Source organism: Bradyrhizobium sp. cir1, assembly GCF_014198245.1.
GTDB lineage: Bacteria > Pseudomonadota > Alphaproteobacteria > Rhizobiales > Xanthobacteraceae > Bradyrhizobium.
Genome location: NZ_JACIHE010000002.1, coordinates 181,105 through 200,421, shown reverse-complemented (window position 1 = coordinate 200,421; position 19,317 = coordinate 181,105). Strand labels below are relative to the sequence as shown.

Sequence of the window (19,317 nt, the reverse complement as noted above, 5' to 3'; positions counted from 1 at the left end):
GTTGTTTCCCGTTATTATTGTTTGCGGCCGCGTTCTAAGCGCATTGCGCCGGCGCGGCTGCTGATATTCCTTGCGGCGCGAGTCCATTGCCCCGGCTCTCATACAGCCGCCGCATCTTCGCGAACTCGACGACCTGCTCGGCCACGAATGCAAGCTGTTGCGCTATGATCGGATCACTGCACGCACCATCTGGGGAAAATGGCCTCTGCGCGGTGTTGATGACCGCTGAAAACGGAGTCGGCCAACCGCGCAGCGCGTGAATGATGGTCCGCAGAGTCCCCAGCGTCGCTCCCATGGCTTGGGCTCCGCCCGCGCATACGATGGCGCCGACAGCGCGTCCGGCAAGATAGCTGCGCGCGTCGGCGCGGAGATCCTCGGTGTAGTCTATTGCGTTCTTGACCAGGCCCGAGATCGAACCGTGATAGCTTGGGGTGGCAATGATGACACCGTCAGCGGCGCGCAGTGCTTCGACCAACGAGTTCGCACGCTCCGTACGTTCAATGCTGTCGTAGTGCGGGACATTCAACGATTGCCCGGCGAAGATCTGGGTTTTCGCACCGAGCCGCGTGGCTTCCGTCAGGGCCAGGCGGAGCGCCCTCTCCGAGGTTGATCCGTCGCGCAACGTTCCGCCGATCCCAACGACGAGCGGAGACCAGTCCTTCATCGCAGCAGCCCGCTTTCCGACGCAGCACGATCAGCCGAGGTGCAAGGCTCATCGAGCGAATGCTGACCAATTCGGATATGCGAGCTCCCTCGCCCGGCATCGAACAATGCCATGCGCGTCTCTCCCTATCATCGGGCGCTATGATTGCGTCTGGCGCCTCTTCGTGAGGTGAAAGTAGGACATGCCGGGTGGCTAGGCCTGCACAAACCGGACCGGTTTGCAGAAAACTGACACAAACTGCCCGCTTCGTTGGCAGGAAACGAGCCAGCGTTCAGATCGGAACGGCAGATCGTGGAGTTCTCAATTCATCGCCCGTCGATAAGCGCCTGGCGACAAGCCCGTCATCCGACGAAACGTGTTCGTGAAATGTTGCTGGTGCGCAAACCCGCATTGCCGCGCGACTTCCGCAAGGCCAATGTTTGCATCCGTCAGGAGCAGTTTCGCGTGATGAATTCGCATTCCCACCACGTAGCGGTGAGGAGACACGCCCAGCGAAGACTTGAATACTCGTATGAAATACTCGGGACTCACGCCGCAGATCGCAGCCAAATCGTTCAGCCTGATGCAATCCGCGATATTGGCTTGGACAAAATCACGAATTGAGCTGACGCTACGTGTACTCAGCTGGCGCTCCACACTACACGCCGTTTTCCGCTCCCGTGCATTGAGCACGACAAGGCGATTGGCTATTGCATGCGCGATCGAATCGGCCAGGAGGGAACACGAGGTATCACCCTCTCGCACCATTTCTTCCACCACGGCCAGGAGATTGTGGGTTAGGGGCTCCGGCTCACCCAACAAAGGCAGGAGGCCAAAATCGGAGTTCAGCGCTTTACTTTCAGAGCCAGAAAACAGTTCAGGACGCAGGTACACATGGATTGAATTCAACGGGGTATTTAGCGTCACCTCACAGTCGCGGCGCGGCGGTAGGAAAAATATCTCCTTCTCCTGCAAGTGCCTGGATACAACGCGCCCATCGATCCGATAGGTCACATCGACTGGTCCACCAGCCGCAGTCACCAGCAGGGCGTTGGTATTGGCTTCGAAGCGGCCCCTGAACGGCTCTTCCCGCTGAACCGATGCGAACATGGTCGACCAGCCGAGCCCAGCACTCGACGCCTGGCCTTTCACGGCGAACTGTCGCAGCACGGAATGGACCTCGCCTCCGTCGAAAGGCCGCACGGTATGCTCATTTTGCGCTGCGGCTGGCGAGGGTGGATCGAAGCGTTTCTGCATCGGCATGACTGCTTATCAGTGGACGCCGCGACGGTACCGACCGGGCGTTTGGCCCGTCAGCCTGCGGAAGGCACGCGTCAAGTGTTCCTGATGGGAGAAGCCACAGCGCAGTGCTATCTCAGCGAGGCCTTGCTGGTTTTGCTCGATCAAGCGCTTGGCCCGTTCGACACGCGCCGCGATCACATATTGGTATGGTGATTTGCCGGTCGTTGCTGCAAAAGCCCGAGCGAAAGACTTTGTGCCAAAGCCGCAAGCGCTGGCCATCGCAGCAAGGGTGATCTCACCCTCAAGATTGGCTTCTATGAAATCTTTAAGGCGCCGAAGTTCGTAGTCCGGCAGCCCAGCGGTCTGAACCTGCCATGGTTCGCTACTCCTGCTGATCGCGGAGACTCTGTCCGCGAGCGCCCGCGCTATCGGATCGATGAAGAGATCTGAATTCGAGACATTCTCGCAGACCGCCCGCTCAACCGCGTGCGCCAGATGCTGCAGAACCACGTCCCGTTCCACCAGCAGCGGTGTAACATTGTGGACAGACACTAAATTTGCGCGGAGATAAATATGGAGAGTATCCAGCGTCCCCTGCAATCCCACCTCGCAAGCATGACCTGCCGGCAAAAAAAAGATGCTTCCTTTTGGAATGCAACGTGAAGTGACGTGCCCGCCGGATGCGAAAGTCGTCTGCACCGGGCCGCTACGGTGCAACACGATGAGGTCGTCAGCAATCGCTTCGAAACGTCCCTCGAAGGGATTCTCCCTTTGGATCGACGCGTAAATTGAAGACCATCCATGCCCCTCACTCGTTGCACGGATGTCGGCCCCAAACCGTTGCAGAACACCGTGGGTATCGGAGCCACTGAACTCGCGCCTGGCTTCCATCTCGTGCTCCGCGTGTCGTCTGACGGGGCCCGCTGCAGCGCAATATGCGCCTGGTGGTGATGAAGAATAGTTCATTATAACAACAATGCTCTGCGCACGCTATGTCTTCATTTGGGCCGCCCAGGCGGAAGCTGCCGCTGATCTGCTCGCCAACGAGCCAGAACGAGCCTGCCTCGAAGCCGAAGCCTTGGAAGAGGCGCGTTATCTCCACTTCGGCGCGTCAAACAGAGACTTGACCTTCAGATACTACTGAGGTCTCGCCTCGCTGCGCATTCGCACTGTCATCATAAGCCGGTCGAGCAGCACCTCCTTATCCGTCAGACGGCGCAAACGGATGAGATTGGCCTCGTGCTGCTCCGGATCTGTCGTGTCGAAGATGATCCGCTTGTTGTCGACCGCCGCGGGCGAGACGACCTCGAGGAAGATGCGGCGGCGCTCCTCGGCGTAGTGATCGAGGACCGTGCTGTCGACGTCGCCGCGAACGACAGCAGCCAGCGCCTCGTAGAGCGCAAATGCGTCGAACAACCCCGATGTGAGCCCGTAAGCGCCGCTCGGATTCGTTGCATGCGCTGCATCGCCGGCCAGCAACACTCTGCCAACGCGCAACCGCTCGGCTGCCCGCTGATGCATGCGATAAGGCGCAAAGGCAACGACCTCAATGTCGCGCGCTCCCGGAAGGATGACGTCGAAGTACGCGGTCATACGCTCGGCGATGCTTTCCTCGGGTAGATCTAGCGGCTCGCTGTAGGTGCAGCGCCACAGATCGTCTTTATCCAGCTTTACGATGATTGCGCCATGGGTCGGGTGAATCAGAAAGGTGGTGCGCGCGTAGCCATGCTTCGAAAAATCGTGCCGGACGTTGGCCGCGATAAACCGCTTCGGCCATGTGATACCCTCGAACTCCAGATGCAGGGCCCTTCGAACGTTGCTCGTCGCGCCGTCGGCGCCGATGACCCATGCGGCACGGAGTTCGGAAGGGCCGTCAGGGCCGTCAACTGAGAGAGTGACCCCGCTGGCATCTTGCATCAGATCGAGCATCGTCACACCCCAGCGAACCTCGACATGCGGAAACTGCTGGAGTCGGCGCAACGCAATCTCGGCAAGTAGGTTTTGGCCGAGGTGGAGATTGAACGGGAAAGGTGTCCGTCCGTCGAGAACGTCCAGGCTGTAGTCGATTTTCTCGCCGGTCGCGAAATCCAAGTAGGTATAGTCCTGCTTGGCGAACCCGACGTCCAGCGCCTCTTCAAGCAAGCCAAGCCGGTTGAGGCCCTCAAGTACAGACCAGTGATAAACTATCGCGCGCGGGGAGGCGACGATCTCCGTTTCGCGCTCGATGACGATAACCGGGATGCCCGCCTGGGCAAGCCCGAGAGCGCTTAGCAAACCAACCGGGCCGGCGCCCACGATGGCGACTCTTTCTTCAACGGACATAATCCCTCTTCTATTTCCTACAGGCGTGACTGCCTTCTTGTTGCGATCGAGGCTTAGCCACGTCATGCTTCGCTCAAGCCCCTGGAGCTGCCTTCGGCGCACCATCGCGGAATGGCTGCAGAAGTCGATAGGCGAGACTATGCAGCGGCGTTGCTATGCCATGCTTATGCCCCAACCGGTCGATCTCGCCGCTAATGAAATCGAGTTCAAGCCTTTTACCAGCATCCAGATCTTGTCGCATCGACGCGACCGTCGCCGGCGGCAAACTTTGAAGGATTCTCAGGGTCATCTCTTCGGCATCGCCGGTGATTGCAATGCCTTCGGCTCGGCCCACACTTGCAACTTCGCGGATCGACTGCTTGGCGAGTTCGACGAGTTCCGGCGTGTGATAGATAACGCCGGCCGGAAGGCGCCCGAGCGATGTCAGCGCCGCATTGGTCGCGAAGCCTAAAAACTTTGTCCAAATGACGTCATCGATATCCTCAGATATCTCAGCAGTGACACCAATGCTTGCCCAGCGTCGAACGAGTTCCTCAACAGCTGGTGAGATCTTGCATTCCGGATTCCCTAGAGTCACCCGGTCGGCACCGGCATAAGCAACGGATGAAGATCCCGTAAGCCGCGTGGCCGCAAACACCGGCCCAATGGCCAACCTCGACGGATCCAGAAGGGGACGGAGAATGCCGTAGGCGCTGACACCGTTCTGGACGGCAACCAGCGCACCTGCCGGTGCCAAGGCAGGTAACGCCTGAGCGGCGGCGGCCGCGAGATCGTACAACTTCACGGCGAGAATAATGGCATCGAAGCTGCCCGCATTGGCAACGTCGCCAACAGCGGAAACGCGCTCAAGACGAAAGGAAAGGCGCCCCTCGGCCGTCAGTGTTGCTCCATCAAGCGTGGCTTGCCGACCCGGCCGGGTGACGAATACCACATCCAATCCCGCTGACTGCAGCCAGCCACCATACAGCAGCCCGATTGCGCCGGATCCAACAATAGCAACCCTCATCGATCATCCTCAATGACATGCCTCCGGGTCTTTGCTTAGAACGGGTAGTGCTGCGGACCTTCGATCGTTATCCAACGAAGCTCGGTGAATTCGTTGATGACGGCCTTTCCGCCGAAGCGGCCGTACCCGCTGGCCTTTGTGCCGCCGAATGGCATCTGAGCCTCATCGGCGACGGTCGGCCCATTGATGTGGCAGATACCGCTCTGGATACGCTTCGCAATCGTCAGGGCGCGGGAGACATCGCGGCCGAAAATCGCAGCGGACAGCCCGTATTCAGTGTCGTTGGCGACGCGCACGGCCTCATCGACGCCGGCGACACGAATGATCGATTTCACGGGTCCGAACGATTCCTCGTTGTAGATTTTCATGTCCGACGTCACGTGGTCGAGCAAGGTGGCTTCGACGACCGTTCCGTTGCGCTTGCCGCCCGCGACGATCTTCGCTCCCTTTCCGGTCGCATCCTTGATGAGAGCATCCATACGCTCGGCGGGCGCCAGATCGACCAATGATCCCAGGACGACATGCTCACGCGGATCGCCAGCCGGCAATGTCGAGGCCTTGACCGCGAGTTTGGCGACGAACGCATCGGCGATCTTCTGATCCACAATAATGCGCTCCGTCGACATGCAGATCTGCCCCTGATTCATGAAAGCACCGAAGGCCGCAGCATCGACCGCTTGGTCCAGATCGGCGTCTTCCAGAACGACCAAAGGCGCCTTACCGCCAAGTTCCAGCAGGGCAGGCTTGAGATGCTCCGCCGCGAGCTTGGCGATGACGCGACCGACTTTGGTTGAGCCTGTGAAATTGACTCGGCGTACGGCAGGATTGGAAATCAACGCCTCAACGATCTTGGGCGCGTCCGAAGGTGCATTCGACAGGACGTTGACGACTCCTTTGGGGAAGCCGGCATCATTCAGAACTTGGCCGATAAGATGATGCGTTCCGGGACAGGCTTCTGACGAACGCAAGATGACCGTGTTGCCGCAGGCGAGCGCCGCCGCGATTGCCCGCGTGCCGAGGATGACCGGGGCGTTCCACGGCGCCATGCCGAGGACGACACCGGCCGGCTGGCGTACCGCCATCGACCAGATACCGGGCTTATCGGATGGAATGACTTCGCCGGTGATTTGGGTGGTGAGAGCTGCAGCTTCGCGCAAGATACCGGCGGCGAGATGGACATTGAAGCCAGCCCAAGGCGCCGTCGCCCCGGTCTCCTCAAGCATCAGCTTGATAAAGTCGTTGGTACGGCTCTCCATAAGGTCTGCCGCCTTCAGAAGGAGGCCGCGGCGCAGCGAGGGCCCTGTCTCTGACCAGGTCTCGAACGCTTTGGCCGCAGCAGCGACGACCTTCTCGACGTCTGCGAGCGTCGCAGCCGGCGCGCGTGTCGCGACCTTGCCGGTCATGGGATCCTTGCGCTCGAAAGTGCCCCCTCCCTCGGCCGCAACCGCGCCACCGTCAACGATAAATCCGATATCCATCGATACACTCCTGCTTTTCCGAGTATTTTTTAATCGCGCGGCCCTCAGGCCTGCGTCCCGCCGTCGATCGGAATGATGGCGCCGGTCATGTATGTGGAAGCCGGCGATGCCAACAGCAGCGCGAGCCCCTTGATCTCATCCAGTTCGGCAAGCCGCCCTAAGGGCACGGTATCTGCGAACGCCGCGGCACCTTCGGGCGTATGCATCCGGCCATTGCCGATATTGGTCCGAAAAGGACCTGGCGCGATGGCATTGACACGCACATTGTGAGGACCGAGCTCGAGAGCCGCGACGCGCACCACCTGTGCAATGCCGGCCTTTGCCGCGTGGTAGCCGTAACTCGGTAGCGCCGACGCGCGCAGCGCCGCGACGGAAGACGTCACGACGATCGATCCCTGCCGCCGTGGCTTCATATGTTTTGCCGCCACCCGAATTGTCCGAAAAGCGCCATCAAGATTGACCCGAAGGCAGGCGTCCCAAAGCTCCATGGACGCCGCCTTGAGCTCGCCTTCGGGCTTGCCGTATCCAGGGCCACCGCTCACGCCTGCGTTCGCAAACACACAATCGAGCCGGCCATATCTTTCGACGTAAGCATCCACGACAGCTTCGACTTTGCCGGCCTCGGCTATGTCGACGCTGAACGTCTCAACGGCTCCACCGGCCTCGTCGATAGCAGCCGCCGCCTGCTTCAATTTTCGCTCGTCGATGTCAAGCATTGCGACCCGCCCTCCATTGGCCGCGACCACTTGCGCAATCGCGAGGCCAAGGCCAGACGCAGCGCCTGTAACGACGGCGACATGTCCGGACAGGTCAAACAGTTCAGCGGCTTTCATCGTGTCTCTCGTAGTTTAACGTTCGATCAGTCAGTCAGCGCGGCCAAGCAAGGCGCCACCATCGATGACGATATGGGTCCCGGTGATGTAGCTCGATGCTGGTGAAGCCAGGAAAAGCGCCAGCCCCTGTATTTCCTCGGGTCGACCGACGCGGTGAAGAGGGCTGCCAGCTTCGAACCGCTTCTTGAGGTCGGGCGTCGTGAGCTGGGTCAGAAACGGACCCGGCAAGATAGCGTTGACGAGAATGTTGTAGCGGGCGAGCTCAAGTGCGGCCTGCTTGGCGAGGTGCGACACACCCGCCTTCGATATCTGATAGGGCATACCGACGATAGCACCTGGCCGGATGCTCGCAATCGACGAGGTCAGGATGATGCGTCCGCCGTTCTGTCGCTTCATATGCGGAACAGCGGCTCGAATGGTCGAAAAGATCGAGGTCAAATTCGTATCGATGACCTTGTCCCACAGCCTGTCGGGGATCGCCTCGATCGCACCCTCTGGATCCCGTTCGCCGGACATCGACAGAAATCCCGGTCCGGCGTCGATGCCCGCATTGGCGAACACGACATCGAGACGGCCGTTTCGTTCGACGGCTTTGTTGACAGCGGCCCTGACTGCATGGCGATCGGTAACATCGACGGCAACGCCGGCTACATCGCCGCGCCCCTTGAGCTCGGACACCGCCTGATCGAGGATAGCCTCGTCTTTGTCGAGCAGGACGACGCGTGCATCATTGTCGAGCATCGCCTCGGCGAAGGCCCGACCCAGGCCTTTGGCACCGCCGGTAATAACGACAGAAAGGCCGGTGACGTCGAACAGATCCTGGGTTTTCACGTCGAGGCTCCTTGTTTGAGTGACCAGCGGCGGATGGGATCCTCGCCGTCCCAGTTCTGCGCCGCTGCGAAGTAGCTGTGATAGATGCTTTCGAGCGCCTCCGTCGTCTCAATCACCTCAAGCATGCCCGGCAAGTCGCGGCTTGTATCGACATAGACGATCCGCACGCCGCGCGGCGAGAGGTCGGAGAACACGACCGGGTAGCCGGCAGCCTCGTAGCGTGCGACGTCCGCATCGAAGTCCTTGGAACAGGCGGCCCAGTGATGGAAACCGTGACCTTTGACCTTGATCGTCTCTTGATAGACCGACGGCTTGGTGTCGTGCTGCTCAATGAGCTCGATCATCATGTGGCCGGTAAAGGCGACGGCGATAGTCAGGCTCATGTCGGTCGGCTGGCCTCGATACATTCCCTTGGCAGGCACGAAAGGACCGCTCACGAACCAAGGCCCGATATTCAGCGCCTTCACATAATGCATCATCGCCTGATCGATGTTTTTGACCGTATAGGCTGCCTGCACCAGTCCGCCGACCGGCTGTCCAAATGAGAGTGGTTTCATCGTGCAAAAAACTCCGTACTACCCGCCAAGCGCTCTTTGGCGACGATGAAGTCTAGAACTGCGGGCTTACCGCTTTCGTTGGCCACGAACGCCCGTTGTAGGGCGGCCTCGACCTGGAGGGGATCGGTGACACGCTCGCCGTAGCAGCCGGAGGCGACTGCAAGGCCCGCGTAATCGAGATCAAGTGCGAATTCGGTCCCAATGAACCGCTCATTGAACGCGTGCACTTGGATGTCGCGGATCGAGCCCAAGGCGTGATCGTTGAATATGCACCACGTGACACCGAGCTTGAGTTCGGCGGCAACGGGAAGAATATTCATCACCATCTGGAAGGATCCATCACCGACGAAGCAGACGGCAGGCCGGTCAGGATAGACGAGGCGTGCGACGGGAAGAGCCGATGCCGCGAAGCCCATTCCATAGAAGCTCGAGGGCACGATCGTCGCGCGCGGCTCAAAGATCTTGAAGTACGGGAATGCGCCACCCATACCCTGCGCGAGCACGCCGACGTCGATGGCGACGGTCGCATTGCGTGGGAACACGCGCTGGATGCGATCGAAGATCCGAATCGGATGAATTGGCGTGGCATTGGAACTCGCCATGCTTTCGCGCTGTGTTTCGAGCGCAGCACGCCGGTTCGACAACTGAGCGAGCCACTCCTTGGAGGCCGTGCGCTGACCAGTACCCTTCGTTTTCAGCTCCGTGAGAAGATCCTGGAGGACCAAGCGCGCATCTCCCGTGATGCCGATGGTCGCAACGACAGAGCGGCCGAGTTCGTTCGGATCGATATCGATCTGGATGTAGGTGGCCTCCGGCACCGGAATGTATTCTGGCTTCCAGTTGGTTTCCTGCTGCTCAAAGCGAGCGCCGATGCCGATGACAACGTCGGCGTGTGGCAGAAGATACTTCGTGACATCCTGCCGATGATGACCGATGCCGCCAGCCATGAGTTCATGATCGTCAGGCAAAATGCCACGCCCTGCGAGCGTCGTGACGACGGGGCTACCCAGCGTCTCCGCAAGTTGACGCACTTCAGACGTCGCGTTTGCGGCTACGGCGCCGCCACCGGCGACGATTAGCGGCTTTTTAGCCGCGAGAAGAGCCGCCGCCGCGGTCTTGATGCGGTCGCTATCACCGCGAACGGCAGCCGGCTTGCCGACCGGGAGATAGTCGCCGACGTCAAACTTCATTCCAAGGATATCCTGAGGGATATCGATAAGCACAGGACCCGGCTTGCCCGAGCGGGCAATGGCAAACGCTTGACGCAGGCATTCGACAATGAGATCCGGTCGATCGACCCGGACGCCCCATTTCGTGATAGCGGCAAAAATCCTGACTTGGTCGATTTCCTGGCTTGCACCACGATGTGCGTTGCGAGTGGCACCACGCCCTGCGATGATGACCATCGGCAAAGCACCGACATAGGCTTCCGCTACGCTCGTGACCAGATTAGTGGCGCCGGGCCCTGCCGTCACGCAGCACACACCGGGCTCACCGGTAAGCTGCGCATAGCCGGCAGCCATGCTTGCAGCATGTTGCTCGTGCCGCACGAGAATGTGGGAGATCTGCTGTTGTCCGTAGAGAGCGTCGTAAATTCCGATTGTATGGCCGCCAGGCATACCAAAGATGAACTTCACGCCTTCCGCCTTGAGAACGTCAACGACGGCTTGGCCGCCACTCTTCATCACCATTGACTTGATCCAGTTTTTATCATTGACGACCGCAGCCCGCTTCGCGCGACGATTCGCTACGTTGATTATGGTTTGGCCGAGCCGGCTTTAACCAACGGGCATCCGCCATCTTGGAGCGGGCGGAACGCTTCATCTCCAGGTACTGTAGCCACCACGTTGTAGAGGTCCCACTTTCCTTTCGACTCCTCCGGCTTCTTGACTTGGAGAAGATAGAGATTGCGCAACACACGGCCGTCGATACGTACCTTCCCGTCTTTGGTCGTGAAGTCATTGACCGGTAGCTCGCGCATCTTTGCGGCGACGGCGTCCGCGTCGCGCGATCCGGCGGCGTTGACTGCTTTGAGATAGTGGAACACCGCGCTGTACGACATCGCAGGATCCCAATCCGGCGGATGACCTATCTTTTCTTCAAAGCGCTTCGACCAGGCACGCGTCTCGTCATTCAGGTTCCAATAGAAGGGATTGGCCAGAAGCAAGCCGTGGGCGGTCTTGAGCGTGATGCTTTGGACATGCTCGAGAAAGAGCACGTAAGCCGCGAAGTTCGCACCGTTTGAGGTGAGACCGAATTCGACGGCCTGTTTGATGGAGTTGACCGTATCGTCGGAAGAATTTGCAAGGCCGATCACGTTCGGATTGGTCGGCTGCGCCTGCAAGAGGAAGGAGGAGAAGTCGGAAGTGTTCAGCGGCGCGTAGACGGCGCCGAGGACCTTGCCCCCGTTGGCCTCGATGACAGCGCTGGTATCGCGCACAAGGGCACGTCCGAATACATAATCGGCGCCGAGGAAGAACCAGCGGTTGCCGCCCCGCTTGAGAACAGCAGCTCCCATTACGTGCGCCAGCGAGTACGTGTCCACGGCCCATTGCGTCGTGTAATTATCGCATTTGGGACCAGTCACGTCGGAACTCAGGGCGCCGACAAATAGCGAAATCTTCTTCTTTTCCTTGGCTAGACCTTGGACCGCGAAAGCAACCGCCGAGTTCGGTACGTCGACAACCGCATCGACACCCTCAACGTCGTACCAGCGGCGGGCGATGGCCGAGCCGACGTCCGGTTTGTTCTGATGATCGACAAAGACCAGTTCGGCCTTCTTGCCCAGCACCGGCCCCGCGTCGTCGATGGCCATGCGAACGGCTTCAACGGTCTCTCGACCGCCGGCCACGGCATAAACCGAAGACATGTCGTTCATGACGCCAATCTTGATGGGTGGATCGTCAGCGCGCGCCGGACTCGCCCACATCAACGCACCTGCGAAAACCACACCTAGGCACCGCATCGCAAATCTCCTCCCCAAGCGAGCGAGCCTCTTCGTGGCGCTCGTGATTTTTGATTTGTGATAACAAATCAAACGCGAGAGTCAAGAGCCTTGGACGCGCCCCAGCACGCACGCGCAACTGGCAGCAGCGCAGCACTGCCGGCTTCGTGTTTGAGTTTGGATAGTTGGGTGGAGGACTAGACGGCTAGTGGGCCGGCTGCTTGTCCTGGATTAAGGCCGCGATGATGCGATCGCCACCCTTCATAAGATCTTCTGTTAGCGCCGCCCTTGCTGCCTTGGCATCGCCGGCACCAAGCGCAGCTATAATTCGCTGATGGCCGCGGGCACCTTCCGAGGTCAAGTTGATCGGAATATGGTTGAAAACAGGCCCGATCTGGAGCCACAGCGACTCGATCATGGAAAGTAATAACGGGCTCTTGGCCGCTTCATACACCGTGAAATGGAACTCCTGGTTCAGCGCCCAAAATTGACGCTGCTTATTTCCACTCAAGGATTTAATCTTCTCATGGATGCGCTTGAGGGAAGCAATGACGTCAGGGCTAACGTGCTGACATGCCAGGGCGGCGGCCTCGCCCTCCAGAAGAATCCGAACTCTGCGAATTTCCAAGAACTCATCGATCGTCGTTTCAGGTACGATGACGCGATGGTTGGGGAGCATTTTCAGTGCACGTTCGACGACCAGGCGCCCAATGGCGTCTCGAACCGGCATCGGGCTAACATGTAGGCTTTGGGCCAGATCTCGGAGCTTCATTTCCGAGCCAGGCGCGAAGCCTCCAGACATGATCATAGTCCGGAGTTCGCGGTACACGCGATCGTTGAGAGTCTCTCGTTCGACAGCGCGAATCGAGCTCTCGAGCCCGACCTTGTCTACCCCTTTAACCATTCGCTGAGTCGCCTCGTCCCCGACAATTCCGTCACCTTAGCAAGAGATGTTCTCTTGGCAAATCTGGCGCCCCCCGGGTACATCCTAGCCGCTCACCGATGATCCGCGCTCCACTCCGCCCAGGCGGCGTAGTGCGTGCGCTAGTTTTTCGAGTCCCGTAACCCGCGAGCAGACAGGCTTGTGCTCGGTGTAAGCAAGCTGTCAATCGCGCGGTTGCGGCCACCCCCGACAAGGCGGACGCCTGGGCCAATGACGTTCCCCGAGCTGGGCCTGCAACTCCGATGTGACATCAGTTGCCGGCTCCTGATTTCCGGCCTCGTCGTTTCTTGCCCTTCTCGTCTCCGAGATGAGAGAGAATGAGATAGGATCCCTCCCGAAGATCCCGCACGATCAGTTCGCCGGCTTCGCTGGGGGATTTCCGCTCAAGGGCATCGATGACGAGAAGGTGAGGATGAAGCTCGATGTGAGCGCGCTGAACCAGGGGGTACTGATGGTTGATGAACGGTCCAATCAGAAGCCATAGATTCTCGATCACCCTGACGAGCGTTGCGTTCTGACTGCTTCGATAGATGAGGAAGTGAAACTCCTGATTGACTGCCAGTGCGTCTTTCCACCTCCCTTCACGTTCGGCCTCGACGAAGCGGCGGTGCAAATCGCGCAGTGATGCGATTTCATCCTTGGTAATGTGCACAGCAGCTAACTCGCTCGCCAAGCGCTCCAGAGGCGCCCTCGTTTCGCGAATTTCGATATATTCACGCACGCTCAAGATCGGGACTCGAGCTTGATGCCCGAGCTTTAGCTCCAACGCGCCCTCACGCACGAGTTGCATCACCGCTTCTCGGACAGGCGTCGGTGAGATGTCGTAGTTGGCGGCGATCCGGCGAATGTTCAGACGCGCGCCGGGCTCGTACATGCCCATCATCAATTCGAGACGCAGTTGCGCGTAGACGCGCTCCGACAGGCTGTCGCGTGGGACTTCCTCCCGAGCCGCCGGCTCGATCACATCCGCGCTCATTCTCGATCCCATTTCCTCAGGGCCTGCATCTGCGGCTATGGCTCCACAAAAGGCAAGCCCGCGCCCAATTTAGAGGCATACGGCATATCAAAAACCCTGTAAAAAAGTAGATTTCGTCCCAAATTGGACAAATAGCCATTTTTGATATATCAAAAATTGGTATTGTGAGCTTCGGCGAGATCCAGGGAGCAGGGCTTTTTCGGTGACTATCAGCTTCGTGACACTCATCGATTTTGGTCTTGCGATCGGCGAAAGCCCGGTGTGGGACACCACCCGAAACGTACTCTGGTTCGTCGATATCGTGTCGCCGGCGATCCATTGGGTCGACCCGAAGACCAGAAAATCGGCCGCGTATGCGATGCCATCTGCGGTCGGCAGTCTTGCTTTGGCTCAGGATGGTCGTCTTGTCGCCGCCCTGAGAAGTGGGATCCACCTGTTCGATCCTGCGCGGGAGACGCTCGATCTTCTCGTTCACCCTGAGCCCGACCGTACGACGAACCGCCTGAACGACGGCAGGATCGGCCCCGATGGTTGCTTTTGGGTTGGCAGCATGCACGACGCCATCCCACGCGCGGCTTCCGGAGCCCTCTATCGAATTACCCCGACCGGCTCCTGCGAACGTGTCATTGATGGTCTCAAGGTATCGAATGGGCTGGCTTGGAGCCCCGATGCCCGAACCATGTATCACGCCGATAGTCGCGCGAGCAGTCACTCGGGCGAGATCCGCGCGTTCGATTTCGACGCACGTTCTGGTCACCTCGGAAGGGCTAGATCGTTCGCAGTTCTCACCGAGAAAGACGGACTTCCGGACGGTGCAGCCGTTGATGTGAATGGCCTGTACTGGAGCGCCGGCGTGACAGCGGGTTGCATCAACAGGTTCGCGCCCGACGGCGCGCTCGTCGACAGCATAACCTTGCCGGTGTCCGCACCCACGATGCCTTGCTTCGGCGGACTTGACGGAAAAACCGTCTTCGTCACCTCGCTCGCGACGGATCGTTCTGGGAGAGCAGAGACCGGGACGGTCATCTCCTTTCGCACAGATACCACGGGCGTTTCCGAGGGCGTCTTCGGAATTCTGCGGGACGACGCCGGCTCCTGCGAGTCGGAGCCGCGCTTTGTACGAGAGGCCGAGCAATGAACAAGTCAAAATCGGGGATCGCTCAGGCTGGTCTGGCGCCCTGGGAAAAGGGCGTTCCGCCAACCTCCGCGAACGTCTTGCTCGACGATGTACCCGAGCAAGGCTGGGAGATTCTGAGAGAAGACCTCCCCCTACCTGTGGCCGTCATCAAGGAATCGGCGCTGCGGCACAACAGCAACTGGATGAAGCGGTTCTTGAGTGCCCAAAGTGTCCGGTTCGCTCCCCACGGCAAAACGACGATGGCGCCCGATCTGTTCGATCTCCAGATCGCGGACGGTGCGTGGGCGATCACTCTATCCACGACGCATCAAATAAGAGTCGCCAGAGCATTCGGCCATGGCAGGATATTCCTGGCAAACCAGCTTGTCGGGCGCTCTGCGATCGAATTCGCTCTCTCGGAAATCCGCGACGACCCGGATTTCGAGTTCTATTGCCTTGTCGACGACGCCGAGAATGCCAAATCCATCGCGCGACAAGCATCGATGATGCGATTGCCGCGAGCGGTGAATGTGCTCGTCGAGCTGGGTTATCCGGGCGGACGCACGGGGTGCCGCTCCGTCGCCCAAGCTTTCGATCTCGCTCGCCTCGTTGCGGCAACGGCCGGACTTAGCTTGGTGGGAATCGAAGGTTTCGAGGGTCTGCTCAATTCGCCTCATCCAGCCGAGGCGACTGCCAAAGTCGAAGCGTTTCTCGACTGCATGGTCGATCTGGCGGAACGGTGCGCAGCGGAGCATCTGTTCTCAGCGGGCGAGCCGATCTTGAGCGCAGGCGGATCGTCCTATTTCGACCTCGTGGCGACCAAACTCAAGCAAGCTCGTCTCGGTCGGCCACATCACGTGGTCCTGCGATCTGGTTGCTACATCACGCACGACGCCATCATGTACACGCGCGCATTCGAGCGGCTTCGCGAGCGTAGCCCAGCCATCGTCGGGAACGACGAGGGGCTCCGCCCGGCACTCGAAGTCTGGAGCTACGTCCAGTCGCGTCCCGAGCCTGAGAAGGCAATCCTTGGATTGGGTAAACGCGACATCTCCCATGATGAGCCGCCCGTTGCACTGAACTGGTTTCGACCGAACAGCGGGATGGCGAGACCTCTGCCGATCCCTCCAGGGCACAAGGTCACAGGACTGAATGATCAGCACTGCCACATGACGCTGCCCGCGGATTCGCAGCTCAGCGTGGGAGACATGGTGGCGCTTGGTATCTCGCACCCTTGTTTGACATTCGACAAGTGGAGGATCGTACACGTGGTCGACGATGATTATCGGATCACACGGTCCCTGAGGACCTATTTTTGAAGCACGGCGATCGGGGCGCCGCGTGAGTTGCCTTGCAATATCAAAACTGAGGAATTTACGGAGCGCACGACATGGTCACTCGCAGAACCCTCCTCAAAGGCGCAGGCGCATCGATACTGCCGTTGTTCAGTCCCGCAGTGAGTCGAGCACAGAGCCGACAGGTCGTGAAATTCGTCCCTCAGGCGGACTTGGCCCTCCTGGACCCGGTCCAAAGCCCAGCCCTGGTGAGCCGCAACCACGGCCTGATGGTCTTTGACACCCTGTACGGAATGGACGCATCGTTCACGATCCAGCCACAGATGGCCGCCGGCCACCTCGTGGAAGATGACGGCCGACGCTGGACCATCACCTTGCGCGAAGGGCTGAGTTTTCACGACGGCACTCCGGTTCGCGCAAAAGATGCAGTGGCGAGCATCGAGCGCTGGTGGCGCCTCGACGTCTTGGGCAAGCAGCTCGCCGCTATCACAGATGAACTGTCTGCGCCCACTGACAAGGCCATCCGTTTTCGGCTGAAGCAACCGTTTCCCTCGTTGCCCTTTGCGCTCGGCAAGCCGTCAAGGTGTTGCTTCATTATGCCGGAGCGTCTCGCCCAGACAGACCCCTCTAAGCAGATAACTGAAATGATCGGAAGTGGTCCCTTCCGATTCCTGGCCGACGAGCGTATGGCCGGCACGCGCGCCGTTTATGAGAAGTTCGCGGGTTATATCCCCCGGCAAGAGGTCCCAGGCTTCACCGCGGGAGGGAAGATCGTTCACCTCGATCGCGTCGAGTGGCACACGTTGCCCGATGCCTCGACTGCCGCGGCAGCTCTTCGGGTCGGCGAGATGGATTGGTGGGAGCAGCCTACTGCCGATCTTCTACCTCAGCTCAAGTCATTGCGCGGCGTGACTGTCGACGTCAAGGACAAGGCTGGTTATCTTGCACTCTTGCAGTTCAACCACCTGCAGCCGCCGTTCAACAATCCGGCCATTCGCCGTGCCTTTCTCGCCGCCGTGAACCAGGCCGATTACATGACCGCGGTGATGGGCGAGGACCATAGCCTCTGGAAGGACGACGTCGGCTTCTTCTTGCCGAACTCCCCTTCAGCCAGCGATGTGGGCCTGGATGTCTTCAAGCAGCCGCGCAGCGTCGAGAAGGTCAAAAAGGAGCTTCATGCGGCCGGATACAATGGCGAGAAGGTCGTATTTCTGGTCCCCACCGACATCCCTTCTCTGAATGCGATGAGCGAAATCGCCGCGGATATGTTCCGACGTAGCGGCGTCAATCTTGACTACCAGGCGATGGATTGGGGAACGGTACTGCCCCGGCTCAATTCGCAGCAGCCAGTCGACCGCGGTGGCTGGAGTGTCTGGTGCAACTATACGTCAGGTATCTTGGGGCTTAACCCGATCAGTCACACCTTCCTGAGAGGCATCGGCGCCAACGGCTTCTCGGGAGCCGGCTGGCCGACCAGCGCGGCTCTGGAAGGCTACCGTGATGCCTTCATGAGCACAGCCGATACGGCCGAGCAAAAGAAGATCATCGACTCGATGCAAAGACAGGCTTTCGAGGATGTGCCGTACATTCCGCTCGGGTTCTACTACCAACCGACGGCCTATCGCTCAAATCTGACGGGTATGGTCGACGGCATGCCCGTCTTCTGGAATTTAAAGAAGGGCTGATGTCGTATGAACGCCGAAGACCTTTGTTTCGCGTCCGCTGCTGAGCTAACGCGTTTGTACCAATCGCGAGCCCTGTCCCCAGTAGAGCTCGTGCAAGCCATTCTCGAACGGATTGAACGTCTGGAGCCGCGTCTAAATGCCTTCGCCCGGTTGACCCCGGAGATGGCGCTGGACCAAGCGCGAAAAGCCGAACGGGCCCTCATGAATGGGGAAGCATTCGGCCCCCTGCATGGCGTCCCGGTCACGATCAAGGACCACGAAGCAATCGCAGGACTACCGACGGAGTTCGGCAGTTTCACCAGCAAGGGCAAGACGCCGGATTTCACCACGCCGATGATCACGCGGCTGCGGGACGCGGGCGCGATCATCCTGGGCAAGACCACAACGCCGGAGTTTGGTTGGAAAGGGGTCAGCGAAGGGCCCTTGACCGGGACGACGCATAACCCGTGGAAGCATGGCTACAATGCCGGCGCCTCTTCGTCGGGCGCGGGCGTCGGAGCAGCCGCGGGGTATGGGCCGCTTCACCAAGGCGGAGACGGCGCCGGCTCGATCCGCATGCCTGCGCACTTCTGCGGCGTATTCGGGCTGAAGCCGACATATGGTCGCGTTCCGATCTATCCCCCTTCCACCGGCGACAACACCCTCCACCTGGGGCCAATAACACGCAGCGTCGCTGACGCGAGTCTGATGCTGAAGGTGATGGCCGGACCTCATCCATGGGATCAGACCAGCTTGGAGTCCCTGCCGGCAGATTATCCCAGCCGACTGCATGACACCCCTCCTCGCCCCCTGCGCATCGCTTTCAGTCCTGATCTTGGCCATGCGCGTGTCGACCCGGAGGTCGCTGAACTAGTTTCCTCGGCAGTCAAGGTCTTCGAAGCCGAACTGGGTCTCACGGTCGAGGAAATCACGCCGGCCTGGGGTCCGCATGGTCCAGAGCTCGCTCGCTTCTTCTGGCCAGCACATTTTGCCGCCCGCCATGCATCGCTCCTGCCCGAGTGGGAGGCGAAGATGGATCGGGGGTTCGTAACTTGTATCCGCGCCGGAATGAACTACACGCTTGCTGAGTACCAAAGCATGCGGCCGAAGAAGTACGCCTATGCGGTCGACATCCACCGCTTCTTCGAGGATTGGGACTTCCTCGTCACACCTTCCGTGTCCGTGGCCGCATTTCCAGCGGATCGCCTACAGCCAGCTCATTGGCCGCAACACCCCTGGGACTGGTTGAGCTGGGCGGAGTTCTCATACCCATTCAACTTGTCGGGCAATCCGGCTGCCTCAATCCCTTGCGGATTCACACGAGACGGGCTTCCGGTCGGGCTGCAGGTTGTCGGACGGCGCTTCGACGATCTCGGCGTCTTGCAGCTGGCATCTCGGTTCGAGACGGCGCGCCCCTGGGCACAACATCGCCCACCTCACCTCCACGCAACATCGTAAAGGACTAG

General features: G+C 59.7%; 17 protein-coding genes. 4 read left to right on the top strand and 13 right to left on the bottom strand.

Annotated features, from left to right (window positions below):
* Nucleotides 1–34 precede the first annotated feature (34 nt).
* The 13 genes from GGD63_RS05425 to GGD63_RS05365 all read right to left on the bottom strand — a co-directional run bounded on the left by GGD63_RS05425 (nucleotide 35) and on the right by GGD63_RS05365 (nucleotide 13,775).
* On the bottom strand, nucleotides 35–664 hold the full coding sequence (locus GGD63_RS05425; RefSeq protein ID WP_183239872.1) for an NADPH-dependent FMN reductase: 630 nt from the start codon (nucleotides 662–664) through the stop codon (nucleotides 35–37).
* 300 nt (nucleotides 665–964) lie between these two features.
* On the bottom strand, nucleotides 965–1,906 hold the full coding sequence (locus tag GGD63_RS05420; RefSeq protein WP_183239871.1) for an AraC family transcriptional regulator: 942 nt from the start codon (nucleotides 1,904–1,906) through the stop codon (nucleotides 965–967).
* 9 nt (nucleotides 1,907–1,915) lie between these two features.
* A complete protein-coding gene (locus GGD63_RS05415) occupies nucleotides 1,916–2,776 on the bottom strand; it encodes a helix-turn-helix domain-containing protein (RefSeq protein ID WP_183239870.1) in 861 nt (286 codons plus the stop codon).
* A 246-nt stretch (nucleotides 2,777–3,022) separates the two neighbouring features.
* Nucleotides 3,023–4,207, bottom strand: coding sequence for an NAD(P)/FAD-dependent oxidoreductase (locus tag GGD63_RS05410; RefSeq protein WP_183239869.1), 1,185 nt, complete (start codon nucleotides 4,205–4,207; stop codon nucleotides 3,023–3,025).
* Between the two features lie 73 nt (nucleotides 4,208–4,280).
* Nucleotides 4,281–5,213, bottom strand: a complete 933-nt coding sequence (locus tag GGD63_RS05405; RefSeq protein ID WP_183239868.1) for a ketopantoate reductase family protein — start codon at nucleotides 5,211–5,213, stop codon at nucleotides 4,281–4,283.
* A gap of 35 nt (nucleotides 5,214–5,248) precedes the next feature.
* Entirely contained in the window at nucleotides 5,249–6,691 is a 1,443-nt protein-coding gene (locus GGD63_RS05400; protein WP_183239867.1) for an aldehyde dehydrogenase, read from the bottom strand.
* Nucleotides 6,692–6,735: 44 nt separating this feature from the next.
* The gene (locus GGD63_RS05395) at nucleotides 6,736–7,524 is read right to left on the bottom strand and encodes an SDR family NAD(P)-dependent oxidoreductase (protein WP_183239866.1); all 789 of its coding nucleotides are present in this window, start codon (nucleotides 7,522–7,524) and stop codon (nucleotides 6,736–6,738) included.
* 30 nt (nucleotides 7,525–7,554) lie between these two features.
* Nucleotides 7,555–8,355 (bottom strand): SDR family NAD(P)-dependent oxidoreductase, encoded by an 801-nt coding sequence (locus GGD63_RS05390; protein WP_183239865.1) that lies wholly within the window; start codon nucleotides 8,353–8,355, stop codon nucleotides 7,555–7,557.
* A complete protein-coding gene (locus tag GGD63_RS05385) occupies nucleotides 8,352–8,873 on the bottom strand; it encodes a VOC family protein (RefSeq protein WP_183239864.1) in 522 nt (173 codons plus the stop codon). The genes GGD63_RS05390 and GGD63_RS05385 overlap by 4 nt, the downstream gene beginning before the upstream one ends.
* Before the next feature lie 35 nt (nucleotides 8,874–8,908).
* A complete protein-coding gene (locus GGD63_RS05380) occupies nucleotides 8,909–10,603 on the bottom strand; it encodes a thiamine pyrophosphate-binding protein (protein ID WP_183239863.1) in 1,695 nt (564 codons plus the stop codon).
* A gap of 65 nt (nucleotides 10,604–10,668) precedes the next feature.
* Nucleotides 10,669–11,841: an ABC transporter substrate-binding protein gene (locus tag GGD63_RS05375; protein WP_312013094.1), complete on the bottom strand. Its 1,173-nt coding sequence runs from the start codon at nucleotides 11,839–11,841 to the stop codon at nucleotides 10,669–10,671.
* Nucleotides 11,842–12,061: 220 nt separating this feature from the next.
* Nucleotides 12,062–12,760, bottom strand: a complete 699-nt coding sequence (locus GGD63_RS05370; protein ID WP_283811922.1) for a GntR family transcriptional regulator — start codon at nucleotides 12,758–12,760, stop codon at nucleotides 12,062–12,064.
* Between the two features lie 289 nt (nucleotides 12,761–13,049).
* Nucleotides 13,050–13,775 carry a GntR family transcriptional regulator gene (locus GGD63_RS05365; RefSeq protein WP_183239860.1) on the bottom strand — a complete coding sequence of 242 codons (726 nt, stop codon included), beginning with the start codon at nucleotides 13,773–13,775 and terminating at the stop codon, nucleotides 13,050–13,052.
* A gap of 202 nt (nucleotides 13,776–13,977) precedes the next feature.
* On the opposite strand from GGD63_RS05365, the gene GGD63_RS05360 reads away from it, so the two are divergent.
* The 4 genes from GGD63_RS05360 (at nucleotide 13,978) to GGD63_RS05345 (ending at nucleotide 19,309) form a co-directional block, all read left to right on the top strand.
* A complete protein-coding gene (locus GGD63_RS05360) occupies nucleotides 13,978–14,913 on the top strand; it encodes an SMP-30/gluconolactonase/LRE family protein (protein WP_183239859.1) in 936 nt (311 codons plus the stop codon).
* The gene (locus GGD63_RS05355) at nucleotides 14,910–16,211 is read left to right on the top strand and encodes an amino acid deaminase (protein WP_183239858.1); all 1,302 of its coding nucleotides are present in this window, start codon (nucleotides 14,910–14,912) and stop codon (nucleotides 16,209–16,211) included. Before GGD63_RS05360 ends, GGD63_RS05355 begins: the two co-directional genes overlap by 4 nt.
* Before the next feature lie 71 nt (nucleotides 16,212–16,282).
* A complete protein-coding gene (locus tag GGD63_RS05350; RefSeq protein WP_183239857.1) occupies nucleotides 16,283–17,872 on the top strand; it encodes an ABC transporter substrate-binding protein in 1,590 nt (529 codons plus the stop codon).
* A 6-nt stretch (nucleotides 17,873–17,878) separates the two neighbouring features.
* Complete coding sequence (locus GGD63_RS05345) at nucleotides 17,879–19,309, top strand: amidase (protein ID WP_183239856.1); 1,431 nt, start codon at nucleotides 17,879–17,881, stop codon at nucleotides 19,307–19,309.
* The last annotated feature ends 8 nt before the right edge of the window (nucleotides 19,310–19,317 follow it).